Origin of the sequence: Rheinheimera maricola (genome assembly GCF_016918075.2) — a bacterium.
Classification (GTDB): Bacteria; Pseudomonadota; Gammaproteobacteria; order Enterobacterales; family Alteromonadaceae; genus Alishewanella; species Alishewanella maricola_A.
In genome coordinates this window covers 24854-43568 of sequence record NZ_JAERPS020000002.1, presented here as the reverse complement: position 1 = coordinate 43568, position 18715 = coordinate 24854, and the positions used below count along the sequence as shown (strand labels likewise).

The 18715-nt window shown below is 46.0% G+C and carries 18 protein-coding genes; 16 read left to right on the top strand and 2 right to left on the bottom strand.

Going from position 1 to position 18715, the window contains the following annotated elements; genetic code table 11:
• The first annotated feature begins 51 nt into the window (after window positions 1-51).
• The 13 genes from I4W93_RS05890 (at window position 52) to I4W93_RS05830 (ending at window position 13781) form a co-directional block, all read left to right on the top strand.
• Window positions 52-393 carry a BolA family protein gene (locus I4W93_RS05890; protein WP_205309312.1) on the top strand — a complete coding sequence of 114 codons (342 nt, stop codon included), beginning with the start codon at window positions 52-54 and terminating at the stop codon, window positions 391-393.
• Window positions 394-522: 129 nt separating this feature from the next.
• On the top strand, window positions 523-1716 hold the full coding sequence (fabV, locus tag I4W93_RS05885) for an enoyl-ACP reductase FabV (protein WP_205309311.1): 1194 nt from the start codon (window positions 523-525) through the stop codon (window positions 1714-1716).
• Window positions 1717-2036: 320 nt separating this feature from the next.
• Complete coding sequence (locus tag I4W93_RS05880) at window positions 2037-3374, top strand: Na(+)-translocating NADH-quinone reductase subunit A (protein WP_205309310.1); 1338 nt, start codon at window positions 2037-2039, stop codon at window positions 3372-3374.
• 2 nt (window positions 3375-3376) lie between these two features.
• Window positions 3377-4588: an NADH:ubiquinone reductase (Na(+)-transporting) subunit B gene (locus I4W93_RS05875; RefSeq protein ID WP_205309309.1), complete on the top strand. Its 1212-nt coding sequence runs from the start codon at window positions 3377-3379 to the stop codon at window positions 4586-4588.
• On the top strand, window positions 4581-5366 hold the full coding sequence (locus I4W93_RS05870) for a Na(+)-translocating NADH-quinone reductase subunit C (RefSeq protein ID WP_205309308.1): 786 nt from the start codon (window positions 4581-4583) through the stop codon (window positions 5364-5366). Before I4W93_RS05875 ends, I4W93_RS05870 begins: the two co-directional genes overlap by 8 nt.
• On the top strand, window positions 5359-5988 hold the full coding sequence (locus I4W93_RS05865; protein WP_205309307.1) for an NADH:ubiquinone reductase (Na(+)-transporting) subunit D: 630 nt from the start codon (window positions 5359-5361) through the stop codon (window positions 5986-5988). Before I4W93_RS05870 ends, I4W93_RS05865 begins: the two co-directional genes overlap by 8 nt.
• 11 nt (window positions 5989-5999) lie before the next feature.
• The gene (gene nqrE, locus I4W93_RS05860) at window positions 6000-6608 is read left to right on the top strand and encodes an NADH:ubiquinone reductase (Na(+)-transporting) subunit E (RefSeq protein ID WP_205309306.1); all 609 of its coding nucleotides are present in this window, start codon (window positions 6000-6002) and stop codon (window positions 6606-6608) included.
• Window positions 6609-6626: 18 nt separating this feature from the next.
• Window positions 6627-7859 (top strand): NADH:ubiquinone reductase (Na(+)-transporting) subunit F, encoded by a 1233-nt coding sequence (gene nqrF / locus I4W93_RS05855; RefSeq protein WP_205309305.1) that lies wholly within the window; start codon window positions 6627-6629, stop codon window positions 7857-7859.
• Window positions 7860-7920: 61 nt separating this feature from the next.
• Complete coding sequence (locus I4W93_RS05850; RefSeq protein ID WP_205309304.1) at window positions 7921-8946, top strand: FAD:protein FMN transferase; 1026 nt, start codon at window positions 7921-7923, stop codon at window positions 8944-8946.
• Between the two features lie 10 nt (window positions 8947-8956).
• Complete coding sequence (gene nqrM, locus I4W93_RS05845) at window positions 8957-9169, top strand: (Na+)-NQR maturation NqrM (RefSeq protein ID WP_205309303.1); 213 nt, start codon at window positions 8957-8959, stop codon at window positions 9167-9169.
• Between the two features lie 149 nt (window positions 9170-9318).
• Complete coding sequence (locus I4W93_RS05840) at window positions 9319-10176, top strand: MBL fold metallo-hydrolase (RefSeq protein ID WP_205309302.1); 858 nt, start codon at window positions 9319-9321, stop codon at window positions 10174-10176.
• 84 nt (window positions 10177-10260) lie between these two features.
• Window positions 10261-12915, top strand: coding sequence for a hybrid sensor histidine kinase/response regulator (locus I4W93_RS05835; RefSeq protein WP_205309301.1), 2655 nt, complete (start codon window positions 10261-10263; stop codon window positions 12913-12915).
• Between the two features lie 23 nt (window positions 12916-12938).
• Window positions 12939-13781, top strand: coding sequence for an HDOD domain-containing protein (locus I4W93_RS05830; RefSeq protein ID WP_205309300.1), 843 nt, complete (start codon window positions 12939-12941; stop codon window positions 13779-13781).
• A 21-nt stretch (window positions 13782-13802) separates the two neighbouring features.
• Here the strand turns inward: I4W93_RS05830 and I4W93_RS05825 are convergent, their stop codons facing one another.
• Complete coding sequence (locus I4W93_RS05825) at window positions 13803-14699, bottom strand: recombination-associated protein RdgC (protein WP_205309299.1); 897 nt, start codon at window positions 14697-14699, stop codon at window positions 13803-13805.
• Window positions 14700-14743: 44 nt separating this feature from the next.
• Window positions 14744-16492, bottom strand: a complete 1749-nt coding sequence (locus tag I4W93_RS05820; protein WP_205309298.1) for a sensor histidine kinase — start codon at window positions 16490-16492, stop codon at window positions 14744-14746.
• Window positions 16493-16704: 212 nt separating this feature from the next.
• Between I4W93_RS05820 and I4W93_RS05815 the strand changes: the two genes are divergently transcribed.
• Genes I4W93_RS05815 through I4W93_RS05805 form a run of 3 tightly spaced genes read left to right on the top strand, consistent with a single transcriptional unit; the run spans window position 16705 to window position 18643 of the window.
• Window positions 16705-17070 (top strand): response regulator, encoded by a 366-nt coding sequence (locus I4W93_RS05815; protein WP_205309297.1) that lies wholly within the window; start codon window positions 16705-16707, stop codon window positions 17068-17070.
• The gene (locus I4W93_RS05810; protein ID WP_205309296.1) at window positions 17067-17681 is read left to right on the top strand and encodes a chemotaxis protein; all 615 of its coding nucleotides are present in this window, start codon (window positions 17067-17069) and stop codon (window positions 17679-17681) included. Before I4W93_RS05815 ends, I4W93_RS05810 begins: the two co-directional genes overlap by 4 nt.
• Complete coding sequence (locus I4W93_RS05805) at window positions 17681-18643, top strand: sensor domain-containing diguanylate cyclase (protein ID WP_205309295.1); 963 nt, start codon at window positions 17681-17683, stop codon at window positions 18641-18643. The genes I4W93_RS05810 and I4W93_RS05805 overlap by 1 nt, the downstream gene beginning before the upstream one ends.
• The last annotated feature ends 72 nt before the right edge of the window (window positions 18644-18715 follow it).

Here is an 18715-nt window from a genome sequence, read left to right as displayed (position 1 = left end):
TGTTGCGGCCATCTAAAGTTAGTCATAGGAAGAAAAAAAAGGATTAGAGCTATGTTGATTCACACCGCTATTGAACAGAAGTTACTTAGTGCATTTGATCCTGTGTTCCTGGATGTGGTGAATGAGAGCCATCTACACAATGTGCCATCAGGTTCTGAATCACACTTTAAAGTTGTGATAGTAACGCCCGCTTTTGACGGTCAACGTTTGTTACAGCGTCATCGCGCCGTCAATGCCGTAGTGGCAGAAGAGCTGGCAGAAAAAATCCATGCTCTTGCCTTGCACACCTATACCCCGTCCGAGTGGTATGAATACTATGCAGAAAAGCCGCCGGTATCACCACGCTGCTACGGTGGTAGTCAGCTAGAGAAAACTGAAAAAGCGTCCATGTGACGCTTTTTTTATATTGCACGACACTAAACCGGGTAAGGATTATTTTCTAAATACGGCTGATCAGACCTGTTTTCTGCGGTAAAGTTTTACACTAACGCCAATTTTGTCGAGACAACAGCAGGAGCTGTCATGGTTATTCAACCGAAAATTCGTGGTTTTATCTGTACTAATGCTCATCCTGTCGGCTGTGCCGAACACATAAAAGAACAAATGGAATACGTAAAAAAATGCGGCCCAGTGGCCAACGGGCCAAAAAACGTGCTGGTAATTGGCGCGTCTACTGGCTACGGTCTGGCTTCACGTATTACCGCCGCGTTTGGTTCAGGTGCAAACACCTTGGGTATTTTCTTTGAAAAAGAACCCAGTGACAGCAAAACAGGCTCTGCTGGTTGGTACAACACCGCCGCCTTCGAACAAGCTGCTAATGCCGCTGGTTTGTGGAACAAGCATATAAACGGCGACGCTTTTACCGACGAGTTAAAATCGCAAGCTATTGATATTATCCGCAGTGAAATGGGCAAAATTGATTTGGTCGTGTACAGCCTGGCAGCGCCACGTCGCAAAGATCCGGTTACAGGGGAAGTGTTCAGTTCGGTGTTAAAGCCCATTGGCCAGTCGTACACCGCTCGTACATTGAATACCAGTAAGCGTGAGATTGAAGATGTGTCGGTAGAGCCGGCCAACGACGATGAGATTTACCAAACCGTGAAAGTAATGGGAGGGGAAGACTGGGAGCGCTGGTTAAGTCAGTTAGATGCTGCTGGCGTATTGGCTGATAATTGTCAGACAGTTGCCTACACCTATATTGGCAAAGAGTTGACCTGGCCAATATACGGCAAAGCCACTATCGGAAAAGCCAAAGAAGATTTGGACCGTGCTGCCGCCGCTATTACAGCTAAGTTAGCCGACAAAAAAGGCAAAGCTTATGTTGCGTCATTAAAAGCGTTAGTCACGCAGGCCAGCTCGGCCATTCCTATCATGCCACTTTATATATCCTTGTTATATCGTGTGATGAAAGAAGAAGGCAGCCACGAAGGGTGTATAGAACAGATTAACGGCTTGTTCCGGCAAGGACTTTATAGCAATACACCTATTATGGACGATGCCGGTCGTCTGCGCATGGATGGCAAAGAGTTAAGTGCTCACATTCAACAGGCTGTAAAAGAGTTATGGGGCCAGGTAACAACTGATAGCATTGATACGCTAACAGATTACAAAGGTTATCATAATGAATTCTTACGTTTATTTGGCTTTGGCTACGCCCATGTTGATTATGATGCTGATGTGTCACCCATGGTACCGTTGCAGAATATTGTTGGGTAATTTCATCAAGCCGCCATCAGGCGGCTTTTGTTTATCCGCAAATAGACTAAAGTTGACGAGCGCTTGCAACAATAGCGCGCTAACTTAGTGCTGCATTAGGGTTCGGTCAATGACCAATTTGACCAGACGATTAGGCGGAAAATTTAGTTAACAGCATAGATAGACCGCGGTATTAATGCTAGAATTCGCCACTTTAATACGTGTATCTGGTTTAAAAATAAACAGCTAACAAGTTGAATAAAATAAAGCCAGATGCGCTGCGCATAGAGCAGCTGAAAAACTAGGCCCTGTTTCTTCCCAAAATAGTAGTGCAAGTACGTATGATAAAACTCAAAAAAGGCTTGGACATTCCCCTCGCGGGCAGTCCTAAACAAGAGATCAGTGCGGGCAACACCATCAAAACAGTCGCTGTATTAGGCGAAGAGTTTGTTGGTATGCGACCGACTATGTCAGTTGAAGTTGGCGATACGGTAAAAAAAGGCCAGGTACTTTTCGAAGATAAGAAAAATCCTGGTGTTAAATTTACTGCACCGGTGGCAGGGACTGTCAAACAAATTAACCGTGGTGCCAAACGAGTATTGCAATCTGTTGTGATTGAAGCAGCAGGCAGTGACGCGGTGCAGTTTGCCAAATATTCTGTCGACCAGCTTGCCGGTTTAAGCCGTGAGCAAGTCGTGCAAAATATTGTGGATTCAGGACTGTGGGTAGCTTTGCGCACCCGGCCGTTTAGCCAAACCCCTGCTATTGACAGCACGCCACGGGCTATTTTTGTTAACGCCATGGATACCAATCCTTTGGCTGCAGACCCAACTGTGGTTATTGCGGCTGACAGTGAGGCGTTCATTCAGGGCTTAACAGTATTAGCAACGCTAACTGACGGTAAACTGTATCTGAGTAAAAAAGCCGGTGTTACCGTACCTGCCATAACCAAAGCTGACGTGGTTGAGTTTGATGGCCCGCATCCAGCAGGTTTAGTGGGTACGCATATTCACCTTTTAGATCCGGTTAGTGCCAAAAAGGTTGTGTGGCATGTTGGCTATCAGGACGTAATCGCTATTGGCAAGTTGTTCACTACCGGTGAGTTGCACAGCGAGCGTGTTATTGCGCTGGCGGGCCCTGCAGTAACAAATCCACGCCTGATAAAAACCGTCTTGGGTGCATCAGTCAGCGAGCTCACTGCCGGTGAACTAGCGGAAGGAACAAACCGTATTATTTCTGGCTCTGTGTTATCAGGCTCAACAGCCCATGGCGTACATGGTTATGTCGGCCGTTACCATACTCAGGTGTCAGTGTTGGCAGAAGGCACAGAGAAAGAGTTTTTAGGCTGGATTGCACCAGGCGCTAAAAAGTTCTCTGTCACCCGAGCTTACTTATCGCACCTGAGCCCGACGCGATTATTTAATATGACGACAACCACCAACGGCTCTGCCCGGGCCATGGTACCGATTGGCAACTACGAACGTGTTATGCCGCTGGATATTTTGCCGACATTGTTGTTGCGTGACATGGTATCGGGTGACACAGACGGTGCCGTGTCATTGGGTATCTTGGAACTGGATGAAGAAGATTTGGCGTTATGTACCTTTGTCTGTCCTGGCAAATACGATTACGGTACGATCCTGCGTAACTGCCTGACGACCATTCAGAAGGAAGGCTAATCATGAGTTTAAAGCATTTTTTAGAGCGCATTGAGCCGTCATTCGAGAAAGGCGGTAAATATGAAAAGTGGTATGCGCTGTACGAAGCTATTGCTACTGTGCTGTATACCCCAGGTCTGGTTACGAAAAACGGTACTCACGTGCGTGACAGTATCGACTTAAAACGTATCATGATCTTTGTCTGGCTGGCCTTGTTCCCGGCATTGTTCTTCGGTATGTACAACATTGGTCATCAGGCCGTTATTGCCCTGCAAGCGGGTTTTGGCACGCCGGATACCTGGCAGGTTGCTATTTACCAGCTACTTGGCGGTGAACTTACCGTCGATTCCGGCTGGGGCAGCAAAATGTGGTACGGCGCGGTTTGGTTCCTGCCTATTTATGCGGTAACGTTTGTTGTTGGCGGTTTTTGGGAAGTATTGTTTGCTTCAGTGCGTAAGCATGAAGTAAACGAAGGCTTTTTCGTCAGCTCTATCCTGTTTGCCTTAATTCTGCCTGCGACCATTCCACTGTGGCAGGTTGCGCTGGGTATTACCTTCGGTATTGTGGTTGCCAAAGAAGTGTTTGGTGGTACTGGTCGTAATTTTTTAAACCCTGCTCTAGCTGGCCGTGCTTTCCTGTTCTTTGCTTACCCGGCACAAATTTCCGGTGATGCAGTGTGGACAGTAGCAGATGGTTACTCAGGTGCAACCTGGTTGAGTAAAGCCGCATCGGGTGATTTGGATTACAGCTGGGCAGCCAGTTCGCAACAGTGGCTGGATGCATTTTACGGTTTTGTTCCAGGCTCAGTGGGTGAAACCTCAGTACTGGCGTTGTTAATTGGTGGTTTAGCACTAATTTACTTCCGTATTGCCTCGTGGCGCATCGTATCTGGTGTGTTGGTCGGTATGGTGTTAACTGCTTATCTGTTCAATGCTATCGGTTCTGAATCGAATGCAATGTTTGCTATGCCGTGGCACTGGCACTTGGTGTTGGGTGGTTTTGCTATTGGTATGTTCTTTATGGCAACAGACCCGGTATCGGCATCTTTCACCGACGGCGGTAAATGGGCTTACGGAATTCTGATTGGCTTTATGGTAGTGATGATCCGTGTCGCTAACCCGGCTTATCCGGAAGGTATGATGTTAGCCATATTATTTGCAAACTTGTTTGCACCATTGTTCGATTTCTTCGTGGCTCAGGCCAACATCAAACGGAGGCTGGCACGTAATGTCTAGTAATAACGATAGCATCAGCAAAACGCTGATCGTAGTCATCTCGCTATGTTTAGTCTGTGCGATTATCGTATCGACTGCGGCAGTGCAATTACGGCCGCAGCAAAACGCGAATAAGCTATTAGATTCGCAGAAAAACGTACTGGCGGTTACCGGTTTATTGACTGGTGGCAACATTTCTGAATTGTACAGCAAGCACATTGAAGAGCGTTTTGTTGATATGGACAGCGGTGAGTTTGTCGAAAAGCCGGCAAACTATGATTATCGCAAGTTCATGAAAAGCCCTGATGAAAGTGTACGGTTAAGCGGTGAAGAGGACTTAGCATCAATTAAAACCCGAGCTAAAGTAGCCCCGGTCTATCTGGCTTACGAGAATGGTGTAGCGTCAGGCGAATTATCTGCAATCGTGTTGCCGGTTCACGGCTATGGTCTTTGGTCAACCATGCATGCCTTTTTGGCTTTAGGTGCTGATGGCACTACCATTAAAGGCCTTAACTACTATGAGCAAGGTGAAACTGCTGGTTTAGGTGGCGAAGTGCAGAACCCGAAATGGGTGGCCCAGTTTGAAGGTAAGAAGCTACTGGATGCCTCTGGTGAACCAGCAATTAAAGTAGTTAAGCCGGGTAATGCCAGCCCTGACTCTGCGTTTGAAGTTGACGGGTTGTCTGGTGCAACGTTAACCAGCAATGGCGTGCAATACACTTTTGATTTTTGGGCAGGTGCTAAGGGTTTTGCCCCATTCCTGGCTAAAGTGCGTGATGGAGCATTAAACAATGGCTAATGCAAAAGAAATCAAAACCGTCCTGTTTGGGCCGGTGTTTGCTAACAACCCGATAGCGCTGCAGGTACTGGGTATCTGTTCAGCCCTGGCGGTAACTACGAAGATGGATAAAGCCCTGGTAATGTGTATAGCACTTACCTTGGTAACGGCTTTCTCTAACTTTTTTATCTCCTTAATCCGCAACCATATTCCTTCAAGTGTGCGCATTATTGTGCAGATGACCATTATCGCGTCATTGGTAATAGTGGTAGACCAACTATTGAAAGCCTTCGCTTATGATGTGGCAAAAGAGCTGTCAGTATTTGTTGGTTTGATCATTACCAACTGTATCGTAATGGGTCGTGCTGAAGCATACGCAATGAAAAGCGCACCGGGTATCAGCTTTTTAGACGGTATCGGTAACGGCTTAGGCTACAGCGTAGTGCTGATGACAGTGGCTTTTATCCGTGAGCTGGGTGGTTCAGGTACGGTGTTTGGCATTGAAATTCTGCCTTTGGTTAAAGACGGTGGCTGGTATCAGCCAATGGGCTTGCTGCTAATGCCGCCTAGTGCCTTTATTATCATTGCCGGCTTTATCTGGATACTGCGTACCTTCCGTACTGAACAAGTCGAGAAGGCATAAGGAACTAATAGATGGAACATTATATAAGTTTGTTTATCCGCGCGGTGTTTATTGAAAACCTGGCGCTGTCTTTCTTCCTCGGTATGTGTACCTTTATTGCCGTATCGAAAAAAATTACCACTGCCTTTGGCTTGGGTGTTGCTGTTGTTGTGGTTCTGGGTATTTCAGTACCAGTAAACAATTTAGTATTTCAGAATTTGCTGGCGCCGGGTGCATTGGCGTGGGCAGGTTTTCCTGAGGCAGATTTAAGCTTTCTGGGCTTTTTAACCTATATCGGCGTTATTGCCGCGTTGGTACAAATCCTGGAAATGACCTTAGATAAATTTTTCCCGGCGCTGTATAACGCTCTGGGTATCTTCCTGCCGTTGATTACCGTTAACTGTGCCATCTTTGGTGCGGTAGCCTTTATGGTTGAGCGTGACTACAACTTCGGCGAGAGCGTGGTATTTGGTCTGGGTAGTGGTATCGGCTGGATGTTAGCTATTACGCTGTTGGCGGGTATTCGTGAGAAGTTAAAATATGCAGACATTCCACACGGTTTACGTGGTCTGGGTATTACTTTCTTGATGGTGGGTTTGATGGGCTTTGGCTTTATGTCATTCTCTGGCGTATCACTGTAAGAGGTAAGGGAACACAAGATGGAAAACGTAGATATATTTCTTGGCGTTGCGATGTTTACCCTGGTGGTGCTGGCCTTGGTTATCATTATTTTGGTAGCTAAATCTAAGTTGGTTGCGGCCGGTGACATCATTATCAGTATCAATGGCGATCCAGCTAAAGCCATTAAAACTAAAGCCGGTGGCAAGTTATTGGGTGCGCTGGCGGATAACGGTATTTTCTTGTCGTCAGCTTGTGGCGGCGGTGGTTCTTGTGGTCAGTGCCGTGTACACGTGCATGCTGGCGGTGGTGAAATTTTGCCAACAGAACTTGGCCACATTACTAAAGGTGAAGCGCGCGAAGGTTGTCGTTTATCCTGTCAGGTAAATGTAAAATCCGACATGAGCATTGAAGTTGAAGAAGAAATCTTCGGCATCAAAAAGTGGGATTGTGCGGTTATCTCAAATGATAACAAAGCTACCTTTATTAAAGAGCTGAAGCTGCAAATCCCTGATGGCGAGTCAGTGCCGTTTCGCGCCGGTGGTTACATTCAGATTGAAGCACCAGCTCACCACGTTAAATACAAGGAATTTGAAATCCCTGAACAATACCGTGGCGATTGGGAGCGCTTCAAGTTCTTTAGCCTGGAGTCGAAAGTAGACGAGGAAACAATCCGCGCTTACTCAATGGCGAACTACCCGGAAGAAGAAGGCATTATCATGTTGAACGTGCGTATTGCTACGCCGCCACCAAATAACCTGACATTGCCTTGCGGTAAAATGTCATCGTACATCTGGAGCCTGAAAGAGGGCGATAAAGTCACAATTTCAGGTCCGTTTGGTGAGTTCTTTGCCAAGGAAACCGAAGCTGAGATGGTGTTTATCGGTGGTGGTGCAGGTATGGCGCCAATGCGTTCACACATTTTCGACCAACTGCGCCGGTTAAAATCGAAGCGTAAAATTACCTTTTGGTATGGTGCACGCTCTAAACGCGAAATGTTCTATGTAGAAGATTTCGACATGCTTGCGGCAGAAAATGATAATTTTACCTGGCATGTAGCGCTGTCTGATCCGCAGCCAGAGGACAACTGGTCTGGTTATACCGGGTTTATTCATAACGTTATTTATGAAAACTACCTGAAAAACCACAAAGCACCGGAAGACTGTGAGTTTTACATGTGCGGTCCGCCGATGATGAACAAAGCCGTCATCAATATGCTGAAAGATCTTGGCGTAGAAGATGACAACATTTTGTTAGACGACTTCGGCGGCTAACAAAAACAGTAAACCGGAGGGGCAACATAACAGGTTGCCCCTTTTGCTATCAGGATTTCTTATGTTTCGCGTTTCTCTGCTAAAAAATTGGCTGGCTTTTTTTACGCTGGCCATTTTAGTTTCTTGCAGCCCTGCTAAACCGGTAACGGAACAATACCAGTTAAATGGCAATACCATGGGCACTTACTATGTTGTTAAATTTTATAGCGCTAACATGGTTGATAGTGACGCGTTACAAAAAAAAATTGAGACTGAGTTAGAGCTCGTCAACGACCTAATGTCGACTTACCGGCCTGATTCAGAGCTTATGCGTTTCAATCGTCACAGCGCGGCTACAGTTTTTCCTGTTTCAACACAAACCCGTACCGTTGTTCTTGAAGCTCTGCGTATAGCAGAGCAAACTCAAGGTGCGTTGGATGTTACTGTAGGGCCTCTGGTTGAGCTGTGGGGATTTGGCGCTCGTGGCCGTATAACGCAGGCGCCAGAGCCTGCAATCATCGCGCAAACACGCGCGGCAGTGGGTTATGACAAGCTGCAACTCAGTTCGGAAGGCTTGTACAAAGCTGAGCCGACATTAGCAGTTGACTTATCACCCATTGCGAAAGGATTTGGTGTTGATCAAGTAGCCGCTATACTTGAGCAGCACAGCATTGTTAATTACCTGGTGGAAATTGGTGGTGAGATGCGTTTAAAGGGAGCGAAACCCGATGGTAAGCCTTGGAAAATCGCGATTGAAAAGCCATTAACCACCGAGCGTGCCACCCAGCGGATTTTAGTGCCGGGTGATATCGGCGTAGCGACGTCAGGCGATTATCGCAATTATTTTGAAGAAGACGGTGTGCGCTATTCCCATTTACTTGACCCGCGTAGCGGCAAGCCAATTAGTAATCGGACGGTGTCGGTTACTGTGCTGCATCCATCCTGTATGACTGCTGATGGCTATGCAACAGCACTGAATGTTATGGCCGCCGACGATGCAATAGCATTTGCCGAGCAGCATCAGTTAGCCGTATTGCTGGTACAAAAAACTGATGTCGGTTTTACCGAGCTAACATCATCGGCCTTTAAACCTTATTTAACCGAATAGCGGAGTAAGCATGACTATTTTTTTATTTACCTTCGGTTTGTTCTTGCTGGTGATCCTGGCTATGGCGATTGGCTATCTGGTACAGCGTAAAACTATAGCCGGCAGTTGTGGTGGTTTGGGTGAAATTGGTATCGAGAAAGCCTGTGATTGTGACAAGCCTTGTGAAAAAAGGCAGAAGCGTTTGGATAAAGAAAAATTTTGGCAGCAAAATAAAATTATTTAACACGCATACTGATCAAGTGCTCAATTAAGCCGGCTGTTGCCGGCTTTTTCATGTTATGAGCTATTTCGTTACCCCAACCGTAATGTTAGTGTAAGTGTTAGTCAATTGACGCGACCATGTTAGCCAACATTATCCGGAGAAAAGACGTAATGAAACTGACAATAACCATCATGCTGGCATTGTTGCTGCTGGCTACCCCGTCACAGGCCGACCGTTTTAAGGACGTGCAAGTTCAGGAAACTCTGCTGGCCCCGAACCTCTATATGCTGTCGGGCGCCGGTGGCAATATGGCCACCCTTGTTAACGCTGATAAGGTACTGCTGGTTGATTCGCAGTTTGCGGAACTGGCCGATAAAATTAGTGCCAAATTGGCGCAACTTGGCGCCTCTGCAGGTGTAACCATGTTGGTAAACACCCACTTGCATGGCGACCACGTTGGTGGCAACAGTACACTTGGTGCTGGTATCGATATTATTGCCCATCAAAATGTGCTTAGTCGCTTATCGCAGGACAGTAATTTTCCACGTAGTGGTTTGCCTAATACTACTTTTACCGACCAGCTAACCCTGCATCTAAATGGCCAGACAGTGCGCTTAGTTTATATGCCACCCAGCCATACCGATGGTGATGTCGTGGTTTGGTTTGAGCAGGCCAATACGGTGCATTTTGGCGACTTACTATTTGAAAGCCGCTTTCCCTATATAGATACTAACAATGGGGGCTCAGTACAAGGCTACATCAACAACACGCGCACACTAATAGGCATGCTAAATGAGCAAACGAAAGTAATCCCAGGTCATGGTCAACTTACCGATAAAGCCGGTGTGCAACGCTCATTGGATATGATGCTGGCGACATTAGCCATTGTTCAGGGCTACAAAGCAGCTGGCTTCAGCGAACAGCAGGCAGTCGACAAGGGGCTGGGCGAGCAGTGGAAGAGCTGGCATTGGAGCTTTATCACTGAAGAGCGTTGGATAAAAACGCTATATCAGGCTGATGTAAACTAGTACTTGTCGCTTTGTACTGCGCTCGGTATGCTGTAACGCACGTTTACATGCAGGTTAAGCCTGCCCCCGTAGTACAGGACAAGGATGAGGCTACGCGAGACTTTAGTTGCTTATATGTTGCCATTGCTGGTTTTGCCAGTGATGGCGTTTGGTTATCTGGCGTATCAGTTCAGCAAACAGCACCTGCAGCAGGAGGCCTATTTTACTGCTGAGCAGGCACTGCATAAGCACCAAACTCAACTAACAAGCTTTCTGCAGCTGCAACAAACGCAATTGAAAATGCTGGCCAATAGTCCTCTGTTGCAACAGCATATTCGACAACCCAATGAAAATTCTCTCAGTAGTTTGCAGCAACAGCTTAGCCAGTTTATGCAGAGTGAAGCCCAACTTACCGCACTTAAGCTGGTTAAGTTAAACGGCGACTATGAAACCCAAATACCGATAAAAGAAGAGTTTTCCTCAATCCCCAATCGCTTTCGAAATGAGTATTTTTCATCATTGCAGGCCATGGTTGATGAAGCCGGCTACTTTTTAGCGCCGGACAGCGATACCAATTCCTTGCAGTTATTTTTTGCTTATAAGTTGTACGCCGGCTCTGTAACTGAGTCGCGTCGCATGTGGGGCTATTTAGTGGCGGTCGTTAAGCCTAACTTACTGGCAGAAGTGGTTAATTATCACCATACGCCAAACAGCGTTACGTTGTTGATTAGTAAAGCGGCTACGGTAACTTTTTCAGATAATCCTGCACTGATCGGTAGTGCTTTTGCGCCGACAAATTTCAGGTCGATACAGCAAAGTATTGATGCAACAGAGCTTAGCCCGGTAATGTTGTTGGGGCAAACGCGACTATTACTGGGTAAAAGTTTACCCGGCACCTTTCAATTACTGTATGGGCTGGATGAAAGCGAGTTGTACCGTCAGCAAAGACTGCTGTCTACTGTTTTGCTGCTTATGACAATATTGGTTTGTCTGATATTGCCGCTACTGGTTTACTGGTTGTTAATACGTAACGTGTTTGAACCAATAAAACAGCTTACTGCGGCGAAAACTGCAGTAGGGCGGGGCGATCTATCAACGCTGTTAGAGGTAGTAAAGCAAGATGAACTCGGCGATATGTTCGCCGCATTTAACGTCATGGTACGCCAGCTTAGAGTTTATCGCGAACGTGAACGTGCCTATAAACAGCAGCTGGAAGACAAAGTATTACGACGTACCCAGGATTTGGCGCGTGCTAATGACGATTTAGCAGCAGCGAACCAAGAGCTGATTCTGGCCCGCGAAACTGCAGAGCAGGCAAACCGGCTAAAAAGTGTGTTTCTGGCCAATATGAGTCACGAAATCAGAACCCCACTAACGGCTATTATTGGCTTTTCTGAGCAAGCCCAAACAGAAGTTGACGCTGTAAAACGGCAGAATTATTTACAACGGGTATTAAAAAGCAGTGATCATTTATTAGGGCTGATTAACGATATTTTGGATTTATCTAAGATTGAAGCCGAAAAGTTAGAATTACAGCCAGAAAATTTTAACTGTCTGGCGTTAATTGACGATGTATTTCAATTAACCCGCAGCCAGGCTGAAGCCAAAGGTTTATCTTGCCACTTAGAGTGGCAGTTTCCACTGCCGTTACTACTATATAACGATGTGCTGCGTTTTCGCCAAGTGTTACTAAATCTGACCAGTAACTCGGTTAAATTTACCCAAAAAGGTAAAATTGTCATAACGGTTTCATATGACCAGATTGCAAAACGTTTGAGTATTAAAGTTAAAGATACCGGTATTGGCATGTCAGCCACTGAATTAAGCCGCATATTTCAGCCATTTGTGCAGGCTGATGCGACCGTGACCAGGCATTTTGGTGGTACCGGCTTGGGCTTGTGTATCTCGAAAAAGCTGATGCAGCAAATGCAGGGAGATATTCAAGTAGAGAGCGTAAAAGGTATCGGCAGTTGTTTTGAATTATTATTTGATTGCAGTGCACATAAAATTGAACTGGTTGAGTCTTATCACAAAGAGTTGCAACAACCTGCTATGGTTACTGAGATTGCAGAGCAAGAAAAGCTGCATATACTGGTAGCAGAAGATAATCCTGATAATCAGTTGTTACTGCAGCTTATGCTGGATAAAGCCAATGCCAGCTGTGTATTGGTAGATAATGGTCATAGCGCTGTTGAGCGTGCCCTGGCAGAAGATTTCGATCTGATTTTTATGGATATGCAAATGCCACTAATGGGCGGGGAAGAGGCAACAAAGTTAATTCGTCATGCTGGTATCACTACGCCGATTATTGCCGTTACGGCGAATGTGATGGCAGAAGACTCTGAGCGTTACAAGCATTCAGGTTGTCAGGGGCTGCTGGCTAAGCCGGTTAATCATGCCGAATTAGCAAAACTACTGACTAAATACGGTGCAGAAATCGCAACAGCTGCCAGCTCATTTGAACAACAACTAGAGCAGGATCCACAGATGCAGGCACTAAAGAAGCTATTCGCACAGCAGTTACCTGCACTGTATACCGAACTGGAGCAGTTTTTTCTTGCTGAGTTATGGCAACAGTTAGCCTTTGCTGCACACAGCTTAAAGGGCAGCGCTGGCAGTATGGGCTATCCTGAATTAACTCAATTAACCGGACAGCTGGAAATTGCAGCAAATAAACATGATAAATCGCGCTGCAGCGCGCTGTTAGAGTTAATTTTACCTGTTGTTGCAACAAATGAGCCGGTAGAAGGCAATCGTTAAGTTTACATTTTAAAAGGTACTGTATGTCTGCTCAACAGCAATTGCTTGATATTCTTCAGTATAAAATCCAACACGATAAGCTGGTGCTACCAACTTTGCCTGACATTGCCCTTAAAGTTAGACAGCGCTCTGGCGATTCAGACGTTAGTTTGCTTGATATGGCTGATGTGATTGCACAAGACCCGGCTTTGGCAGCGCGTATGATAAAGGTTTCTAACAGCGCTTTTATGGGGCGCTCTATTAAAGTATCAACGTTAAATCAAGCCGTAACACGTATTGGCTTGAGCCAAATACGCAACATTGCTATTGCTATGGCATTGGAGCAGGTGTTCTTATCAAAACATAAGCAGGTACAACAGCAGTTAGACACGTTGTGGCACAATAGCATTCAAGTTGCCAGTACTGCTGTGGCATGCCTTAGCCACTATAACCGCCACGAAGCACGTAGTGGTTTAAATAAAGACGTGTTAACACTAATTGCATTGGTACATAATATTGGTGCACTGCCTATAGTTGCCGAGGCAGAGCGTGAGCAAGAGCTGTTGGGTGATCCGCGTTTTTTACAGCATTTGGCGCAAAGTTTGTCCGCTGATGTGAGTGTGCGCATATTACAAGCTTGGGGTTTTGGTGAAGAGTTTCATCAGACGGCATTGACATGGCGTAAGATACAGCCGCAACGCCCGGGGCCGGGCTATACTGACTTCATTCGCCTGGCGGTTATTGCCAGAGACGGTTATGCCGATAAAGCGTTACAGAAAAAACTGTTGCAGCACTATGTAACACTGCAGTTGGTGCCTCAGGAAGATTTTATGCAACACCCTGATATCCAAGCGGTATATCAGGATGTTCGTGCCATTTTCAGCTAAAGGGCGTGAGTGTTAATGTTGCTACTCAGGGAGTAGTTGCTGGCCAATAGCACTAAGTGCAGAGGTTAGAGATGCGGTCATTAACAGCAGATCTGCATCCAGCCTGGCTTGCAGGTCGTCCCAGCCCAACTCATCATTTTGGCTGGTTATCACGTCACTAAATTTCAGCCGCTTAACTGCACCATCATCGGTAATCTGCAGCGCCAGCCCTTCATGTTGTTGCAAACTGATGCTAGTGACCAATTTATCCTGCAAGTGGCTCTGTACATCGTCAGTGGTCAGTAGGTGATTACTGAATTTAACCTTAGCACCTTCTTCATCCGGGGCTTTTAATTCAGCGTCGTGGCCTTGAGCAAAGCCTTCTGGTAACGCTTTATTTTGTAGCCATAATTGTAATTGTGCACTTAATTTATGGTTATCTAGCCAGGGGAGCGCCGGCAATGACCCCAGTGCTTTACGCAGTAGTGCCAATATATCTTCTGCTTTGCTAGCACTACTGGTGTTAATTACCAGCCATTGCTTGGCAGAGTCATAGTAACCTTGTGTTAGTGACGAGCGGCTAAAAGCACGTGGTAGTAAACTTTGCTGCAATTCTTCTTTCAGGCTTTGTTTTTCTTTGCGGCTTAATGGTCGGCCTTTTTCTTGTTCTAATGCTTCAATCTTAGGCTGCATTTCTTCATTGATTACAGCAGCGGGCAATATCTTCTCTTGGCGCTTCACGGCAAAAAACAGTAAATTGTCACAAGCGTGACAGTACTGCTTAATACTTTGGTGTAACGGAAAGCTAAAGCCAGTTTTTACGGCTTCATGCGCCGTTAGCGGCGCAAATCTAAATTCGGCCAGCGCTTGCTCCCAATGCGCTACATCAAGGCTTAGCGCTGCGCTCAGCCGGTAAACTCGTACATTTTTAAACCACATAACTCACTCTAAACCAATCTTCCGGGCAGGAAGTATAACGTTATTCAACCAGAGATTTTCAGATTTTTTGGAAAGCAGATATGGTAATGCAGACCATTGCCCGGCTCACTGCTAACCTGAATACTGCCGCCCAGTGTTTGTCGTACCAAATTGTAGGTGATATGCGTACCTAAGCCACTGCCGCCTTGATCGCGTTTGGTAGTAAAAAACGGATGAAATAGCTTTTCTAACTGTTCAGGTGGCAGACCTTTACCATTATCACTGTATTTAATATCGACGTTTTCGTCTTCGTCCAGCACGGTAATGCGGATTAAACCTTCCTGTAGGTCTTCAAAACCATGGATCAAAGAGTTCATTAACAAATTAGTGAAAATCTGTGAAATAGCGCCAGCCGGACAACTTAATATTATGCTGTCTGGGCAATTAACCTCAATCTGATGTTTGGTTTTTTTAAAGTTAGGCTGCAATGAGCGTATTACTTCATGCAGATACTCCGCCAGATTAATAGTTCGAATGGCTTCGCTGGTTTGGTCAACGGCTATTTGTTTGAAGCTAGCAATCAGTTCTGATGCCCGAACCAGGTTAGACTGCAGCAGCTCAGAACCTTGTTTTGCTTCCTCAATAAAATGCTCCAGTACCTTGGGCGACAATGTTTTATCGTTGTAAGCCAGCTCCAGGGCATTAATTTTTTCTGCCAGAAAACTGGTTGCAGTAACTCCAATCCCTACCGGTGTGTTTACCTCATGCGTGATGCCGGCTACCAGCCCGCCTAATGCGGCCATTTTTTCTGATTGTACTAAGCGGTCTTGCGCTTGTTTTAAATCATCAACAATTTTTTCCAGTTCGGTTTGCTTACTGCGCAGGGCGTCTTCAGTATGGCGGCGCCGTTCTATTTCTTCGCGCAGGCTTTGTTGTTTTACTTCCAACTCTTGTTTCTGTTGTTGTAAATCCATCATGGCCTGGCTCAGGCCTGACGTTTTGCGTGCAACCTCCTGTTCCAGCATCAAGTTTTGCTGATCAAGCTTTTCGTTAGACAGCATCAATTGCTTTTGAGTTGTTTCCAGCTGGTGTTTGTAATCTTGCACGCGGCCAATTAAGCGGTTAAAGGCATCGGCCATTACGCTGAGTTCTGAGGTGTCGCCGTGTTGTATTTCAACTCTGGCGCCGTCAAGCTGATCCAGCTCCAAATCTTCAATTTGTTGCGTTAGCTCTGTTAGGGGGATGGTAAGTTGCTTACGAAATGCCATTAAAAATAGCAGGATCAGAAAGGTCGTTTTCAACATGGCATTACCCACCAGGAAATAAATGCCAATCTTGATCCTATCGATAACCACTGCCCTGCTGGAGAACAGTGTGACATCACCTACCTGTGTTGCCCGGCCGGAAAACTCGAATATAAGTGGGAAGGTGTAACCAAAAATACCGGATTGTTGTTCAGTCAGGCGCACACCTTCTCTTACCAGTTGTGTGCTGAAACGTTGCTGAATATCGATGTAGCGGCCCAACTGGGTGATTACCGCACCGCTGTCATCGCGGACAATAATACCTTCAATAGCCGGTATAGCGAGCAATCCGTCTGCGATTATTAACGCTTGTTGGGTATTGAGCTCCCATATGGCTCTGGTCAGGCTGCCTGAAAAAGTTTGTTGCAGTGTTTCCAGTTCACCATTTATATGGTTTTTAGTATTAAAGTATTCAGCAACAATCTGGCCCAATGTCACCACAAAAGTCAGAATAAAATAAACTGACAATACTTTGGTGAGGAGCTTACGGGATAAGCTTTTATGCTGCATGAATTAACCTTGAATGCCGATACATGTAATAGCGTTATATCACTACCATAACGAATAACCGCTGCTTTGAAAATAGGCCAGTGAAATGTTAACGCTACCAGCAACGTACTATGTCAGCTATTTATAGCTCAGATATTGCTTTATAGTGACACCCTGTATATATTTTTTAACCTATTTTTGCTCATAAACAATAATTAGACAGGCTGCAGTTCATGGCTTTGACCGCGTTAATATGTGATGACTCTTTACTCGCCCGCAATCAGCTGAAGAAATCTTTACCAGCAGAATTTGATGCAGATATTGTTACTGCCAGCAATGGTATGGAGGCGTTGGCAATCCTCAGGTCGCAAGAAGTGGGGTTAGTGTTTCTTGACCTGACGATGCCCGAGCTCGACGGTGTAGGTGTGCTAGAAGCGATTAAAGCTGATGCGATGGATTGTTTGGTTATCGTGGTATCGGCAGATATTCAGCCGGAAATGCAAAAAAGAGTGATGGAACTAGGTGCGCTTGCTTTTGTTAGAAAGCCGGCGAGTGCCGAGAAACTCAGCGAAGTGATGCACAAGTACGGGTTAATATGACAGATTTAGCTTTTAGCGAGCTGCAGCGTGATTGCCTGCAAGAACTGATCAATGTCGCTATGGGCCAGGCAAGTGACAAGCTGGCGCGTTATCTTGACACCTTTGTTCATCTGCAAGTGCCGGCTATAGCACTGGTCGATGCTGCAGAGTTGCCACAGCATTTTGCCAGCCGCTATCAACAGCAGTGTGCAACCTTGGTCAGCCTGGGCTTCTTCGGTGACTCAGGTTTACGTGGTGAGACTATCATGTTGTACCAGCTGGATAACGTTGGTGTTATTGCCCAGTTGCTTGGTTACAGCGATGATTCAGCCTCTGAGGCTGAGATGCTTACTGATATTAGTTCGGTGTTGACCACCACGTTTCTGAATGGCTTGGCAGAACAGCTGGAAAACAGTTTCTCTTATGCAGCGCCGCGTATTATTTCAAGTCGTGATGATAATTTTGGCCAAAAATTAGCTTATAGTGCCGAGCAATGGCAGCTAGCGCTACAGGTGGATATTCGTTATCAGCTTACCGATTTTAGTTTCGACTGTGACATGATCCTGCTGATTCCCGGAGAAGCCGTACTGCGCTTAAGGCAAATATTGGATAGCATTCTGGCAGACTTTTGATGCAACTAGATTGGCTACTTCATCCACTGCTAAGCCAAATAAACACCGGGGTAGTGGTGTTGGATGCGCAATATCATGTGGTGTTTTTTAACCAATTTATCGCCAGGCGTGCCGATATAGAGTTGGCAAAAGTTCAAGGCCAACCTATCGACAAGGTGTTTACCGATTTGCCCCTGGCCTGGTTGAGACGCAAATTCGACAGCGTGTTAAATTTGCAAGTACCGGCTTTCAGTAGTTGGGAGCAGCGGCAGTATATTATCAAACTTCCTCATTTAAGGCCGTTAAGTAGTGACAGTCGTTATATGGCGCAAAACTGCAGCATGCTGCCGTTAACCGCGCCTGATGGTATGTCACGCTATATTGTGTTGTTGATTGAAGATGCAACCGACGCTTACGTCTACCAACAGCAACTGCAGCAAAGCGTGGTGCAGCTAGAACAAGCAAATCGCACAGATGGTCTTACCGGCGTATTTAACCGGCACTATTGGCAGCAGCAGCTGGGTTATGAAATTCAGCGTGCGCAGCGTTACCAACATCCACTATCGTTATTACTGTTCGACCTGGACAAATTTAAAGATTTGAATGATCACTATGGTCATCTGGGAGGTGACTTTGTGCTGATTGAACTATCCAAGGTTATTGCGTCATTACTACGTGATACTGACCTGTTGGGGCGTTACGGTGGTGAAGAGTTTGGTATCATTTTGCCAGAAACCGGTCTAACCGGGGCTATGCAAGTTGCCAACCGGATTTGCGATAAGGTAGCGCAGCATAAAATGGTATTTAATCAGCAGGGTATTAAGGCCACAGTGAGTATCGGTGTGGTGAGTTATACTGAGCAAACGGTTGACGAGTTAATACAATATGCCGACACTGCGCTGTACAGTGCCAAACGTCAGGGACGGAACCGTGCGGTTGCTTATCAGCCAGGGCTTGAGGCGGCGATTAAAAAGATAAAGTGATGTGACGGCCATAATTAGCCGTTGACAGACGTCTACAAGTCTGTGCATAGTAAGCCCGATGAAAATAAAAAC

Bases quoted from the DNA above. Each gene is read 5' to 3' on its own strand.
- I4W93_RS05890 (WP_205309312.1), top strand. From the start codon at position 52: ATGTTGATTCACACCGCTATTGAACAGAAGTTACTTAGTGCATTTGAT.
- fabV (WP_205309311.1), top strand. From the start codon at position 523: ATGGTTATTCAACCGAAAATTCGTGGTTTTATCTGTACTAATGCTCAT.
- I4W93_RS05880 (WP_205309310.1), top strand. From the start codon at position 2,037: ATGATAAAACTCAAAAAAGGCTTGGACATTCCCCTCGCGGGCAGTCCT.
- I4W93_RS05875 (WP_205309309.1), top strand. From the start codon at position 3,377: ATGAGTTTAAAGCATTTTTTAGAGCGCATTGAGCCGTCATTCGAGAAA.
- I4W93_RS05870 (WP_205309308.1), top strand. From the start codon at position 4,581: ATGTCTAGTAATAACGATAGCATCAGCAAAACGCTGATCGTAGTCATC.
- I4W93_RS05865 (WP_205309307.1), top strand. From the start codon at position 5,359: ATGGCTAATGCAAAAGAAATCAAAACCGTCCTGTTTGGGCCGGTGTTT.
- nqrE (WP_205309306.1), top strand. From the start codon at position 6,000: ATGGAACATTATATAAGTTTGTTTATCCGCGCGGTGTTTATTGAAAAC.
- nqrF (WP_205309305.1), top strand. From the start codon at position 6,627: ATGGAAAACGTAGATATATTTCTTGGCGTTGCGATGTTTACCCTGGTG.
- I4W93_RS05850 (WP_205309304.1), top strand. From the start codon at position 7,921: ATGTTTCGCGTTTCTCTGCTAAAAAATTGGCTGGCTTTTTTTACGCTG.
- nqrM (WP_205309303.1), top strand. From the start codon at position 8,957: ATGACTATTTTTTTATTTACCTTCGGTTTGTTCTTGCTGGTGATCCTG.
- I4W93_RS05840 (WP_205309302.1), top strand. From the start codon at position 9,319: ATGAAACTGACAATAACCATCATGCTGGCATTGTTGCTGCTGGCTACC.
- I4W93_RS05835 (WP_205309301.1), top strand. From the start codon at position 10,261: ATGAGGCTACGCGAGACTTTAGTTGCTTATATGTTGCCATTGCTGGTT.
- I4W93_RS05830 (WP_205309300.1), top strand. From the start codon at position 12,939: ATGTCTGCTCAACAGCAATTGCTTGATATTCTTCAGTATAAAATCCAA.
- I4W93_RS05825 (WP_205309299.1), bottom strand. From the start codon at position 14,699: ATGTGGTTTAAAAATGTACGAGTTTACCGGCTGAGCGCAGCGCTAAGC.
- I4W93_RS05820 (WP_205309298.1), bottom strand. From the start codon at position 16,492: ATGCAGCATAAAAGCTTATCCCGTAAGCTCCTCACCAAAGTATTGTCA.
- I4W93_RS05815 (WP_205309297.1), top strand. From the start codon at position 16,705: ATGGCTTTGACCGCGTTAATATGTGATGACTCTTTACTCGCCCGCAAT.
- I4W93_RS05810 (WP_205309296.1), top strand. From the start codon at position 17,067: ATGACAGATTTAGCTTTTAGCGAGCTGCAGCGTGATTGCCTGCAAGAA.
- I4W93_RS05805 (WP_205309295.1), top strand. From the start codon at position 17,681: ATGCAACTAGATTGGCTACTTCATCCACTGCTAAGCCAAATAAACACC.